Origin of the sequence: Arthrobacter sp. Soil762 (assembly GCF_001428335.1) — a bacterium.
In the GTDB taxonomy this organism is placed as follows: domain Bacteria; phylum Actinomycetota; class Actinomycetes; order Actinomycetales; family Micrococcaceae; genus Arthrobacter.
Genome location: NZ_LMSG01000019.1, coordinates 1 through 12,803, shown reverse-complemented (window position 1 = coordinate 12,803; position 12,803 = coordinate 1). Strand labels below are relative to the sequence as shown.

Sequence of the window (12,803 nt, the reverse complement as noted above, 5' to 3'; positions counted from 1 at the left end):
CCCGGGCCATGTTCGAACGCTCCCAAGGCTTTTCGGTTTGGATTGAGTACAAATGGGAAACCGCGTCGACAGGCCGGTAGGCCGAGTCGAGGCTGTTACTGACCGGGGGCCCGGTATGCAGGTGTCTTCTCCACAGCTGCGTCAATATCCTCCGGTGTCATGAGCGGCGTGAGGTGAAGGTCCACGGCGCCGGTGGAATTGATCATCAGGGAAAGGGCAACAGCACTCGGCTGATCGGGAACGTCGAAGACCCCAAGGACATCCGTCTCGCCGAACGCGTAGTAGATGCATTCCAGTGATCCTCCAACCGACTCCAAGGCCTTTACAACCGCGTCCCGACGCTTGGACCCACCCTCCTGCATCAGGCCTTTGATGCCCTGGCCCACATAATTTGCTTGGAAAAGATACTTAGTCATGGCCGATTCCTGTTCTGCTTTGCCCAGAACACGAACCTATCCGCACGCCCAGAACAGAGGATGAGTGAAGGGTTCTGGAGTTCTCCCCGGCTGGGGTTGTGGGCTGAGTCTAGGCCCTCCCCCGGGAACTGGCAACGGTCGGTTGTACCCACGGTCCAGCCTTCATCCGGCAATGGCAACGAAGCCGGTCGCGGGCTTGTATTCGAGGGGCCGTTCCAGCGCCCTTGCTGGCCCACAGGGGTCCGCAGGCCAACAAGGGCATGGCGCCTAAACCGCCGCGGCTTCCAGCGCGTCGGCGCCTCTTATGGTCGCTCCTTTGGAGCGATTCACCATCAGCCCGAGAAGGTCAAAGACCAAGGTTGCGGCCGCGAGAGTGGTGATGTCTGCGTGGTCGTACGCCGGGGGATCAGTGAGCTGATAGGGCTGGACGTGACCGAAACGTCAACCATGGCCCAGCTCTGGTTTGCCCTGCAGATCCATGAGGCTATGGAGATCGGCGGCAACAGCGCAACGCTGGATACGCGCCCTCAAGCCTGATCCTGCGACCAGAGCCACAACTGGAGCCTCCTGTCGGATTCGAACCGACGACCCCCGCTTTACAAGAGCGGTGCTCTGGCCAACTGAGCTAAGGAGGCGCGCCCCCGAGGGGCGTGCGCCGCAAGGCGCTAGATAAGGTTAGCCCAAGTCCGCCCGCTCGTAAAAACGCCGGCAAGGGCGAACCGGAGCCAAAACAGAGGACCTGCTTCCGGAATCGATCCGGAAGCAGGTCCTCTGAGTGGAAGGACTTTAGCCCTTCGCGGTGATCGCTGCCTGCAGGAAGTCAGCGAACGGGGTCTGCGCACTGGCACCCTTGCCCCACTGCTGCCCGTCCACAAACACCGTAGGCGTGCCGGTGACGCCGATCGCCGCGGCCTGCTTGGTTGTGAACTTCACGTACGGACGGTAGGTCTTCTCGTCGACGCAGGTGTCAATGTTCTTGGCGCCGATGTCCGTGGCCATGGTCTTGAGCCTGTCGTCAGAAAGACCGGCGGTACCCTCGGCGGGCTGGTTGGCGAACAGCGAGTCCACAAACTCCGCGTACTTCTCCGGAGACTCATTCACAACACACGCGGCGGCGTTGGCTGCACGGGAGGAGTAGTTCGTGGAGGACCGGTTGTCCAGGAACCCGAGCGCCCGGTATTCCACCGAGATCTTGCCTTCGTTGCGGAGCGCCGTCAGCTGCTCGTTGTACTGTGCCTCGAAGTTCTTGCAAACCGGGCAGATGAAGTCAACGTACAGGACCACCTTGACCGGCTTTCCGGCCTCAGCCTCGGCGCCCGGTGCCACAACCGACGCCGGCGCGGTTTTCGGGGGCTCCCCCACGGAGGCTGCGTCAACGGTGGCTGCTTCCAGCTTCGCGACGTCGGTATTGGCCAGCAAGGTGATGCCACCGTTGACGTTGCCGTTGGCCGGCGTCGGCCCCTGGTCAGCGATCGGGGCGTTCTGCCGCATCGTTGTGGTCACCACCAGCCCCACCACCACAAGGATGGCCACCACGGCCACCACAATGCCCCAGCCGATCAGCAGCTTGTTGCGCTTGTCCTTCGTCAGCTGCGCCTCACGGATCAGGCGTGCCTTCTCGCGCGCCTCCGAGGTTCGCTCAGCCTTGGACTTACGTATTTCATTTGCGGGGCTCATGTGTTCCTTGGGTCGATCGACATAGGGGGACCACTCTGTGGCGACTCCACCATTTTAGGGGACAAACCTGAGAGCTTGCGCTTTCAACTATTCCGCCCGAATAACCAACGGACGAATAGCCCCGAGGATTCCATCCTATTAAGGTGGCTTAAAGGCACAAGCAACCCCAGGGGGCCGCAATGCAAACACCCGTCCAAGAAAAACCAACAGCTGTACCTGCAACCGGCGCCGCCGCGAGCAGCCACAGCACGGCCGCCACGTACGATTTTATGGTTGTCTCCAACAGGCTGCCCGTTGACCGCTGCGCGCCAGGCGAGAGCGGCGACGACGGCTCCGGCTGGCGCCGCTCCCCCGGCGGCCTGGTGACTGCCCTCGCACCTATGATGACCAAGACCGACGGCGCGTGGGTGGGTTGGCACGGCGCCCCGGACGAAACCGTCGAGCCTTTCAGCCACGGCGGCATGGACCTGGTACCCGTCCAGCTGAGCAACGACGACGTTGAGCTCTACTACGAGGGTTTCTCCAACGCCACCCTGTGGCCGCTGTACCACGACGTCATCGCCCCGCCGGAGTTCCACCGAACCTGGTGGGACGCCTACCGCAGGGTCAACCAAAGGTTCGCCGACGCCGTCGTGCGCCATGCCGGCCAGGGCGCCACGGTGTGGGTCCAGGACTACCAGCTGCAGCTGGTGCCGCGGCTGCTGCGCCAAGCGCGGCCGGACCTGCGGATCGGGTTCTTCAACCACATCCCCTTCCCCCCGCCGGAAATCTTCGCCCAGCTGCCGTGGCGGCATGCCATCATTGACGGCCTGATGGGTGCAGACCTGGTGGGCTTCCAGCGCCCCAGCGACGCCGGCAACTTCATGCGCTCTGCCCGCCGGTTCCTCGGCGCCAGCGTCAAGCAGCAGCAGGTGCATGTGAAGGGTAAGGACGGCGAAATCACGCACATCGCCAGGGCCCAGGCCTTCCCCATCTCCATCGACGTGGCCCAGATCAACGAACTGGCCCACAACCCCGAGATCATCGAGCGTGCGCGCCAGATCCGCCAGGACCTCGGCAACCCCAAGACCATCCTCCTGGGCGTGGACCGGCTCGATTACACCAAGGGCATCCGGCACCGGCTCAAGGCGTTCGAGGAACTCCTGAACGAAGGCAAGCTGACGGTCGGCGACGCAACGCTGATCCAGGTTGCCAGCCCAAGCCGCGAACGGGTTGAGCAGTACCGCCTCCTGCGCGAGGAAATCGAAGGTACCGTCGGCCACATCAACGGCACCTACGACACCATCCAGAACACGGCGGTCCGCTACCTGCACCACAGCTACCCCGTGGAGGAGATGGTGGCGCTGTACCTCGCCGCCGACGTTATGCTCGTGACCGCACTGCGGGACGGCATGAACCTCGTGGCCAAGGAATACGTCACTGCCCGCAAGGACAACGACGGCGCGCTGGTCCTCAGCGAGTTCGCCGGTGCCGCGGACCAGCTCAAGCAGGCGCTCCTGATGAACCCGCACGATATCGACGGCCTCAAGGACACCATCATGCGGGCCGTCGATTTGCCTCCCAAAGATGCCGCGCGCCGCATGCGGTCCATGCGCAAGCAGATCCTGGAACACGACGTCGACCACTGGTCAGCTGACTTCCTGGCCGCCCTGAACGAGAAAGTTGTACGCGATGACTCCTGACGCCCGGCCCGCCAAGGGCCCGCTCACCTTGTCCCCTGAACTCCGGCAGGCCGCTCGGCGCATCGCCCAGACGGAACACCTGCTGGTGGCCATGGATTTCGACGGCACCATTTCCCCGCTGGTTGACCGCGCCGACGACGCCCGCCCGCTTCCGCGCTCGGCCGCCGCTTTCGCCGGGCTCGCCGCCCTTCCACGCACGACGACGGCACTCCTCTCAGGCAGGGCCCTCGCCAGCCTGCGCGCGGTCGCCTCGCCCCCGGTGGACACGTTGCTGATCGGCAGCCATGGCGCCGAGGCGTGGCTGGGCCCCGGCTCCACGGAGCTGACGCTGGACGAGGCCCAGCGCCAGCTGCTGGCCGAAGTCCGAGGCGTCCTGGAGGAGATCGTTGAGCAGGCACCGGGCACGCTCCTCGAAGACAAGCCCGCAGGCGTAGTCCTGCATACCCGGCTGGCCACGGACGATGTTGCCGAGGACGCGGTGGCTGCGGCCCGTTCCGTTCTCCAGGACCGCAAAGGCGTTTTCCTGAAGAACGGCAAACGGGTCCTGGAAACTTCGGTGGTTAACGCCTCCAAGGGCGAGGGCCTGACGTTCCTGCGCCAGATCACCGGGGCCACTGCGGTCCTCTTCGCCGGCGACGACGTCACGGACGAGGACGCCCTGGCGCGCCTGGAATCCGGCGATGTGGGCGTCAAGGTGGGCCTGGACTTCACCCAGGCCGAGTTCCGGGTGGAAGCGCCGGCCCACGTCGCGGAGCTGCTCGAAGCACTCCTGCAGGAACGGAGCCTGGTGGTGGCCGAAGAAGCGCCCGGCACTGACTGAACCTCGGGGACATGTCCAACCTCACATGTGACCTCCGTAACATTTGCACCAATACGCCAATCGTCTGACATACTCTTGGTTGTGATGTGGCGCACAGGAACCGTGCGGCGTCACGTGATACTCCTCGGCTTCGGCCGGGGAGTACACGGCTGCAATGCCGTGGATAACTGAATTACATGAACCATTCACAACGGATCGTCCGGCACGTACCTGCCGGTGAAGGGATTGATAACTGTGGCTACAGTTACTTTTGATAACGCTACGCGTCTGTACCCGGGCACAGAGAAGCCCGCTGTTGACAAGCTCAACATCGAAATCGCCGATGGCGAATTTCTGGTCCTCGTAGGACCCTCCGGTTGCGGTAAGTCCACCTCCCTGCGCATGCTCGCAGGCCTTGAGGACGTCAACGCCGGCCGGATTCTTATTGGCGACCGCGATGTCACCGATGTTCCGCCGAAGGACCGTGACATCGCGATGGTTTTCCAGAACTACGCGCTGTACCCGCACATGACGGTTGCAGACAACATGGGCTTCGCGCTGAAGATCGCCGGCGTCTCCAAGGAAGAGCGCGCCGAGCGTGTCCGTGAAGCCGCCAAGCTTCTTGACCTCGAGCCGTACCTGGACCGCAAGCCGAAGGCCCTCTCCGGTGGCCAGCGCCAGCGTGTTGCCATGGGCCGCGCCATCGTGCGTAACCCGCAGGTGTTCCTCATGGATGAGCCGCTTTCCAACCTGGACGCCAAACTCCGCGTCCAGACCCGTACGCAGATCGCATCCCTGACCCGCCGCCTCGGCGTCACCACCGTTTACGTCACCCACGACCAGGTCGAGGCCATGACCATGGGTGACCGCGTGGCTGTGCTGAAGGACGGCCTGCTGATGCAGGTAGACACCCCGCGCAACCTCTACGACAAGCCCAAGAACGTCTTTGTTGCCGGCTTCATCGGCTCCCCCGCCATGAACCTGCTCGAACTGCCCGTGGTCGACGGCGGCGTCCAGTTCGGCGGAACGGTTTACCCCGTGCCGCGCAACATCCTCGAAGAGGCCCACGGCAGCACCGTCACCCTGGGCAGCCGCCCCGAGGACCTCGAGCAGGCCTCTCACGGTGAGGGTCTCCAGGTCGAGGTCGACGTTGTTGAAGAACTCGGTGCCGACGCCTACGTCTACGGCCACACGACGCTGGACGGCAAGGACCACGACATCGTGGCACGCGTCGACGGCCGCCGCCCCCCGCTGAAGGGCGATACCATCTACGTCCGTCCGCAGTCGGGCCACGTGCACCTGTTCGACACCAAGACCGGTCTGCGCCTGGGCGACTAGTCCCCACCGGCGATCGAGCCTGTCGAGATCTAACCGACGGCGGCCCTCCTGACTGGACGGGCCGCCGTCGGCGTTTAAGTCCGAGGTTTAGGCCAGCCGCCCCTCTGTACGAAAGAATTGATCCATGACCGACGAAAACAGTGCACAGTGGCACGACGAGCCCACGGACTACGCGCAGGTCGGCAAACTGCCGCGGTTCGAGGCAGCGAGCGCCAAGGATGACAAGGTCCTTGCCGCTTCCAGCTCGCTGAACATCACGGCGGCGGCCGCGGATCCCGAACTCCTGGACCTGCCCTGGCACATCGCCCTGGAGGACTGGCCGGCCGAGAACCTGGCAGCACTTCCCCGCGGCATCTCGCGGCACATTGTGCGTTTCGCGCACCTGGGCGGCTCCGTCATCGCCATCAAGGAAACGTCCGAGCATGTGGCCCGCCACGAGTACCACATGCTCCGCAAGCTGGCCCGCCTGGACGTCCCGTGCGTTGTCCCCGTTGCAGTCATCACAGGCCGGACCACCCTGGATGGGCGGCCCTTGAACCCCGTCCTGGTCACCCGCCACCTGAAATTCTCCATGCCGTACCGGGCCCTGTTCTCGCAGATGCTGCGCAAGGACACCCTGACAAGGCTCATCGATGCCCAGGCCCTGCTGATGGTCCGGCTGCACCTCATCGGCTTCTACTGGGGCGACGTCTCGCTCTCCAATACGCTCTTCCGCCGTGACGCGGGCGCGTTCGCCGCCTACCTGGTGGACGCGGAAACCGGCGAGCTGTATCCCGATCTTTCCACCGGCCAGCGCGAGTACGATCTCGAGATTGCCCGGGTCAACATCGCCGGCGAGCTGATGGACCTCCTGGACGGCGGCCTGATCGAGGAAAAGGTGGACCCGGTGGCCACCAGCGAACTCATCATGGAGAGCTACCGGCGCCTGTGGACGGAACTGACCGAGAAGGAATCCTTCGAAATCGGCGAACGCTGGCGCGTGGCCGCCCGGATCCGGAAACTCAACGAGCTGGGGTTCGACGTCGAGGAATACGCCATCAAGACCACCCAGAACGGTTCCACCATCCAGCTCCAGCCCAAGGTGGTCGACGCCGGACATCACCAGCGCCGGCTGCTGCGCTTGACCGGACTGGACGCCCAGGAGAACCAGGCACGGCGCCTGCTCAATGACATGGACTCCTTCCGGGCGGACAACAACCCGGGGATGGACGAGGAATACAGCGCGCACCTCTGGGTCAGCCAGGTCTTCGAGCCGATTGTGCGCTCGATCCCCCGCGACCTGTCCCGCAAGCTTGAGCCAGCGGAGGCAGTCCACGAGGTGCTGGAGCACCGCTGGTACATGTCCGAGGACCAGGCCCGCCACATTCCGCTCGCCGAGGCAGTGCAGTCCTACATCGAGTCCGTCCTGCGCCACCGCCGGGACGAAGCCGCTATCATGCTCAACCCGGATACTGCGATGCTGAAGATCCTCGAAGTGGAAACCGAGGAGTCCTCTCGCTATGGCGCCGACGAGTCTATCGAAGAGTACCCGGACGTCGACGACTGACGCGGACCATGGGCCGGCAGCGGATGCAGCACGGCTGTGTTAACACACACCACTAGGTAGCAGTAACTGTCGTTATGAACGCCCATAACGACAGGTACTGCTACCTAGTTTTGTGGCAGGTGGCGGCCTTTAGATGGCCTTGCCCGGGTTCAGGATGCCGGCCGGGTCAAAGAGTTCCTTGATCCTGCGCTGGAGCTCCCTGACGGGTTCCGCCTGCTCCAGGCCCAGCCAGCGCAGTTTGTACTGCCCGATCCCGTGCTCGCCGGTGATGGTGCCGCCCATTTCCAGCGCAGCCTCGATGGAGGCGTCCAGGGCAAAGTTCAGCCGGGCCATGGCGTCAGCGTCCACCGCACTGTCCTGGCGGTCAATCCAGAACGTGGGATGCAGGTTGCCGTCGCCCGCATGCGCCACCACCTTCAGGCTCACACCATGTGTTGCCGCGAGGTCTTCCAACGCCGCCACGTAATCCACCAGGCGTGAGCGCGGCACGGCCACGTCCTCGCCCACACGGTATTCGTCGTCCACCTCCACGCCCCGGCTGTTCCGGCGGAGTTCCACGAGCTGCTCGGCTTCCGCCGTGGATTCCGTGCTCACCGTTGCCCCGCCGGCCGCGAGGACGGAACGCACGACGTCGGCCTCCGCCGCTGCCCCGAACCCGTCGGTCTGGATCAGGAGCAGCGAACGGCCGCGGGAGCCCAGGTCGGAGCCGTGGAGATCGTCCAGCTGGGCCAGCGTCCCGCCGTCGAGCAGTTCCATGATGGCCGGCTGCACGCGGGCCCGGCCCACCGCCAGGACGCCCGCAGCGGCCTGCCTGAAGTCCGGGTAGAACGCGGCGATGGTGTGCACGTCACGGGGCAGGTACTTGAGCCGGACAGTCGCGCCCACCACGATCCCCAGAGTGCCCTCAGAGCCCACAAACAGGCCCGTCAGGTCGTAGCCCGCCACGCCCTTGAACGTCTGGTGGCCGGTGTGGATGAGGGACCCGTCAGCCAGCACCACATCCAGCGCCAACACTGAGTCCCGGGTTACGCCGTACTTGGCGCAGCGCAGTCCCCCGGCATTTGTGGCAACGTTGCCGCCGATCGTGGAGGAACGGAAGCTCGCCGGATCCGGCGCGTACATCAGGCCATACACTGCGGCGGCCTCGTTGAGGGCAGCGTTGACCACGCCGGGTTCGACGACGGCGGTCTCGTCGTCCGGGTTGAGGTCAAGGATGCGGTTCATCCGTTCCAGGGACAGGACTATGCAGTTCCTGCTCGCGTGCGCGCCGCCGGACACGCCAGTTCCGGCTCCGCGGGCCACAACGGCGACGTTGAGGGCCGCACACAGCCTGACCACGGCCTGCACATCCGCCACAGACCCGGCGAAGACCACCGCTTCGGGGAGCTGGAAGTCCAGGATGGGGGCCTGGTCCACTGCATATCTCGCGAGCAGATCCTCTTCGGTACTGACCTGCCCTGACCCGAGGGCGCCCACCAGCTCTTCAACCAAGCTGCCCACGCAGCCTCCCGTTCGTCGTCGTTGTCGTTCTCCCCCAGTCTAGGACGGCCGGCAGGAGCTGAGGGCGTCGGTATCTGCAGTCTGTAAACGCTTCCATTTCTGGAATTCAACCAGTCATCAGAACGTATGCAGCCTTGCGGTCATATGACTGGAAGCGTTTTCATTTTTGGTGTAGAGACGCCTAAACTTTTCTCCATGTCTGTAGATACAGCGTTTACCGCCACCGCCCCACTGATGGGCCGGCTGTCCCTTATCCACGATGCCGACAATGCCCCCGGCTGGTGGCGCTCGGCCGTCATCTACCAGGTGTACCCGCGGTCCTTCCGGGACCTCAATGGCGACGGCATCGGGGACCTCGCGGGGATTACTGCGGAACTTCCGCAGCTGGCCGAGCTGGATGTGGACGCCGTCTGGCTGTCCCCCTTCTACAAATCGCCGCAGCGCGATGCCGGCTATGACGTCAGCGATTACTGCGACGTGGATCCGATCTTCGGCACCCTGGGCGACTTCGACGTCTTGATTGCCGAGGCCAACCGCCTGGGGCTTCGGGTCATCGTGGACCTGGTTCCCAACCACTGCTCGGACCAGCACGTGGCGTTCCAGGCAGCCCTCGCCTCCCCGGCAGGGAGCCCGGAACGCGACATGTTCATCTTCCGGGACGGCGCCGGCCCCGAGGGCCACGAACCGCCTAACAACTGGCAGTCCCATTTCGGAGGCCCGGCCTGGACCCGGGTCACCGGTCCTGACGGCCAGCCGGACCAGTGGTACCTGCACCTGTTTGATTCCTCCCAGCCAGACTTCAACTGGGACAACCCGGCTGTGCACGCCGAATTTGAGCGCGTGCTCCGTTTCTGGCTGGACCGCGGCGTCTCCGGCTTCAGGGTGGACGTCGCCCACGCTCTGGTCAAGGCCCCGGGACTGCCTGCCTGGGGCGGTCGTGCCGACGGCGGCAGCTCGGACGGCTACCCCGGCCACGAGGCACCAATGTTCGGCCAGCCTGCCCTCCACGACATCTTCCGGGCGTGGCGCTTGATCCTTGACGGGTACGGGCCGGACCGCATTCTATGCGCGGAAGCCAACGTCGACCCGCTCCCCCGCCTCGCCGAGTGGGTGCGGTCCGATGAAATGCACCAGGCTTTCAACTTCCCCTACCTGCACGCCGGGCTGGACGTTTACCGGCTGCGCAGTGTCATTACCGAATCGCTGACCGCCCTGGACGCCGTGGGAGCACCCAGCACGTGGGTGCTGTCCAACCACGATGTGGTCCGCCATTCCAGCCGCTTCGGCTACAACGGGTCCGGTCCGCGCGATGGCGACGGCATCGGTGCGGCCGATCCGCAGCCGGATACAGCCCTAGGCCGTCGGCGTGCAGCCGCCGCCTCCCTGTTTATGCTGGGACTGCCCGGCGCCGCCTACCTGTACCAGGGTGAGGAGCTTGGGCTGCCGGACGGCATCGATATTCCGGAGCACCTGCGGCAGGATCCCACGTTCGCACGCACCGGAGGCGCCCGGCTGGGCCGCGACGGTTGCCGGGTTCCCCTCCCGTGGCGCAGCACAGAACGGCACCTGGGCTTTGGCGCTGGCCAGGCTCCCTGGCTTCCCTTGCCGGCGAGCTTCGCGGACCTGGCACGGGACGCACAAGCCGCGTCGCCGTCGTCGCACCTTTCCCTGTACCGGAACATGCTGGCCTTGCGCCGTGAACTGGGTTTGGGCAGCGGGTCACTGGCCTGGGCAGAAGACTGGTGCAGCGGTTCGTCCCTCGCGTTCCTCAACGGCGATACGCTGGTGATTATGAACCTCAACCACGAACCCCTGGAAATGCCGGCAGGCAGCGTCCTCGTCCGCAGCGCTGACTCCGGCTCGGGCTCGGGCTCGGGCTCCGGCTCGGCCCACTTCCTGGCGACCGGAGAAACCGCGTGGCTGCGGGTTGGCGGAGGCGACGCTGCATAGTGGGACTTGCGGGCATCAAGGACGTTGCCGACCGCGCCGGGCTGTCGATCGCCACTGTGTCGCGGGCGCTCAGCGGCAAGGCGAACGTGTCGGCCAAGAGCCGGCAGCTGGCAAAGGCGGCAGCCGACGAACTGGGCTTTGTCCCGTCCTACCACGCGTCCAGCCTGGCCTCAGGCCGTAACCACAACGTGGGGCTGGTGGTCCCGTCCATCCACCGCTGGTACTTTTCGTCCGTGGTGGAGGGCGTGTCCGGCACCTTGCTCGATGCCGGCTACGACCTCACCCTGTACAACGTGGGTGACCGGCCGGAACGCCGCCACAGCGTCCTGAACGACTTCCTGCTCCGCAAGCGGCTGGATGCCGTCATCGCTGTGGCGCTGGTCCTGAGCGAGTCAGAAATCAAGCAGTTGCTGGCAATCCACCGTCCAATCGTGGGCATCGGCGGCGCCCTGGCCGGCGCGTCCACCATCAGGATTGACGATGCCCGCCTCGCCCGGACGGCCACCGAGCACCTCCTTGGGCTGGGCCACACCCGGATCGCACACATCACCGGCGATGCCGAACTGAACCAGGACTTCAAACTGCCGGGGATACGCCGCGCCGGCTTTGAGGCAGCCATGCAGGCTGCGGGGCATGCTGTCCGCCCCGAATGGGTAGTGTCCGCGGACTTCACTATCCAGGGCGCCTACGTGTGTGCCCGCAATCTCCTGGCCGCCGCAGCCGGGCGGCCCACTGCGGTTTTTGCCGCCTCCGATGAGATGGCGATCGGGGCCATCCTCGCCGCCCGCGATTTCGGCCTGCGCGTGCCGCAGGATCTCTCCGTGATCGGCATGGACGGGCACGAACTGGGCGAGGTCTTTGGGCTGACCACCATCAACCAGGATGCGCGCGGCCAAGGCGCCCTGGCGGCCCGCGTGCTGTTGGAAACGCTCGACGCCGGCGCGAAGCGGCCTGCCAAGGGCACGCCACCGTCAGCAGCGGCCACCGACCGGGAATACCCTACGGAGTTCCTCGTCCGGAACAGCACGGCCGTCCCGCCGGCCTGATCGTGCCACTCAGTCCATCCTGAGCTGGGTCCGTCCCAAGCTGCTATTCAGGGCCGGCCGTCAGGCCTAAGCTTCCCCGCCCATGAACCTCACGAAACGGTCCAGCACCTTCGGCCAGCCGGCAGCATAGTCGGCGCGCGCTGCGGCAGGATCCTCGGCACCTTCCCAGCCGTTGTGGACCAGGCGCAGCTCGGTCCCGGATTCCACGGACCTGAACGCGACTCGCAGCTCGGTGGACCAGATAGCGGTGGTCCCGGGATGCCAGGACGCGTGGAAGGAAAGCGGCGGCTGCCAGTCATCTATGGAACCCCAGACGGCGGTCCTGCCGTCGTCAGCTGTCTCCACGATGAGGTTCTCTTCAAACTCAACGTAAGATCCTGCGCCGTACACACCGTGTGAATCCAGTGGCCACCACAAGTGCGTGTGATCTGTGAACCCGGCGAACGCCTGCGCCACCGGCCCCGGCACTGTGACAGCGAAGATGACAGGTTCCAGGTTCTCTGCGGGCTCAACTGAAGCGGGGAGGGCATCGTCCGCGTGGCTGAAAAGGTTATCCATGGACGCCAACTCTACGCGGCTCCAGCATCCCCCACAGACGACGCTCTCTCACTTTCTGCGGGTTTCCGGCGGACGCTTTCGCAGTCCAGGTACCCGGGGGTGCAGTTTCCGACGACGGCGGGTGCATGGAGTGTGCAGCTCGCTGCGGGAGTGAGAGAGGGTTCGGGTTTTCGCTGGATTAAGTGAGAGAGCGTCCCGGGCGGGGGTGTTTGTGGTGYGGTGGTTAAAGTGGGAGAGCCCCCCCCGTTCGGGGGTGTTTGTGGTGTGGTGGTTAAAGTGGGAGAGCCCCCC

At 65.0% G+C, this 12,803-nt stretch carries 10 protein-coding genes and 1 tRNA gene; 6 read left to right on the top strand and 5 right to left on the bottom strand.

What is annotated here, in order from left to right:
* Positions 1-95: 95 nt before the first annotated feature.
* The 3 genes from ASG77_RS14040 to ASG77_RS14030 all read right to left on the bottom strand — a co-directional run bounded on the left by ASG77_RS14040 (position 96) and on the right by ASG77_RS14030 (position 2,093).
* Entirely contained in the window at positions 96-416 is a 321-nt protein-coding gene (locus ASG77_RS14040; protein ID WP_056346571.1) for a GYD domain-containing protein, read from the bottom strand.
* Between the two features lie 558 nt (positions 417-974).
* Positions 975-1,051, bottom strand: a tRNA-Thr gene (locus ASG77_RS14035).
* 151 nt (positions 1,052-1,202) lie between these two features.
* The gene (locus ASG77_RS14030; RefSeq protein ID WP_056346569.1) at positions 1,203-2,093 is read right to left on the bottom strand and encodes a DsbA family protein; all 891 of its coding nucleotides are present in this window, start codon (positions 2,091-2,093) and stop codon (positions 1,203-1,205) included.
* A gap of 179 nt (positions 2,094-2,272) precedes the next feature.
* On the opposite strand from ASG77_RS14030, the gene ASG77_RS14025 reads away from it, so the two are divergent.
* The 4 genes from ASG77_RS14025 to ASG77_RS14010 all read left to right on the top strand — a co-directional run bounded on the left by ASG77_RS14025 (position 2,273) and on the right by ASG77_RS14010 (position 7,458).
* The gene (locus ASG77_RS14025) at positions 2,273-3,775 is read left to right on the top strand and encodes an alpha,alpha-trehalose-phosphate synthase (UDP-forming) (protein ID WP_056346567.1); all 1,503 of its coding nucleotides are present in this window, start codon (positions 2,273-2,275) and stop codon (positions 3,773-3,775) included.
* Positions 3,765-4,595, top strand: coding sequence for a trehalose-phosphatase (otsB, locus tag ASG77_RS14020; RefSeq protein WP_056346565.1), 831 nt, complete (start codon positions 3,765-3,767; stop codon positions 4,593-4,595). Before ASG77_RS14025 ends, otsB begins: the two co-directional genes overlap by 11 nt.
* Before the next feature lie 234 nt (positions 4,596-4,829).
* Positions 4,830-5,912 (top strand): ABC transporter ATP-binding protein, encoded by a 1,083-nt coding sequence (locus ASG77_RS14015; protein ID WP_056346563.1) that lies wholly within the window; start codon positions 4,830-4,832, stop codon positions 5,910-5,912.
* 124 nt (positions 5,913-6,036) lie between these two features.
* On the top strand, positions 6,037-7,458 hold the full coding sequence (locus ASG77_RS14010; RefSeq protein WP_056346561.1) for a DUF4032 domain-containing protein: 1,422 nt from the start codon (positions 6,037-6,039) through the stop codon (positions 7,456-7,458).
* A gap of 129 nt (positions 7,459-7,587) precedes the next feature.
* Here ASG77_RS14010 and ASG77_RS14005 read toward each other — a convergent pair whose 3' ends face one another.
* Positions 7,588-8,958, bottom strand: a complete 1,371-nt coding sequence (locus tag ASG77_RS14005; RefSeq protein WP_056346559.1) for an FAD-binding oxidoreductase — start codon at positions 8,956-8,958, stop codon at positions 7,588-7,590.
* Positions 8,959-9,153: 195 nt separating this feature from the next.
* Here ASG77_RS14005 and ASG77_RS14000 point away from each other — a divergent pair, with 195 nt between their 5' ends.
* Positions 9,154-10,908: a glycoside hydrolase family 13 protein gene (locus ASG77_RS14000; RefSeq protein WP_056346557.1), complete on the top strand. Its 1,755-nt coding sequence runs from the start codon at positions 9,154-9,156 to the stop codon at positions 10,906-10,908.
* Positions 10,908-11,954, top strand: coding sequence for a LacI family DNA-binding transcriptional regulator (locus ASG77_RS13995; RefSeq protein ID WP_056346554.1), 1,047 nt, complete (start codon positions 10,908-10,910; stop codon positions 11,952-11,954). The genes ASG77_RS14000 and ASG77_RS13995 overlap by 1 nt, the downstream gene beginning before the upstream one ends.
* Before the next feature lie 66 nt (positions 11,955-12,020).
* Here the strand turns inward: ASG77_RS13995 and ASG77_RS13990 are convergent, their stop codons facing one another.
* Complete coding sequence (locus ASG77_RS13990) at positions 12,021-12,512, bottom strand: SRPBCC domain-containing protein (RefSeq protein WP_056347296.1); 492 nt, start codon at positions 12,510-12,512, stop codon at positions 12,021-12,023.
* Positions 12,513-12,803 lie beyond the last annotated feature (291 nt).

Bases quoted from the DNA above. Each gene is read 5' to 3' on its own strand.
- ASG77_RS14040 (WP_056346571.1), bottom strand. From the start codon at position 416: ATGACTAAGTATCTTTTCCAAGCAAATTATGTGGGCCAGGGCATCAAA.
- ASG77_RS14030 (WP_056346569.1), bottom strand. From the start codon at position 2,093: ATGAGCCCCGCAAATGAAATACGTAAGTCCAAGGCTGAGCGAACCTCG.
- ASG77_RS14025 (WP_056346567.1), top strand. From the start codon at position 2,273: ATGCAAACACCCGTCCAAGAAAAACCAACAGCTGTACCTGCAACCGGC.
- otsB (WP_056346565.1), top strand. From the start codon at position 3,765: ATGACTCCTGACGCCCGGCCCGCCAAGGGCCCGCTCACCTTGTCCCCT.
- ASG77_RS14010 (WP_056346561.1), top strand. From the start codon at position 6,037: ATGACCGACGAAAACAGTGCACAGTGGCACGACGAGCCCACGGACTAC.
- ASG77_RS14000 (WP_056346557.1), top strand. From the start codon at position 9,154: ATGTCTGTAGATACAGCGTTTACCGCCACCGCCCCACTGATGGGCCGG.
- ASG77_RS13990 (WP_056347296.1), bottom strand. From the start codon at position 12,512: ATGGATAACCTTTTCAGCCACGCGGACGATGCCCTCCCCGCTTCAGTT.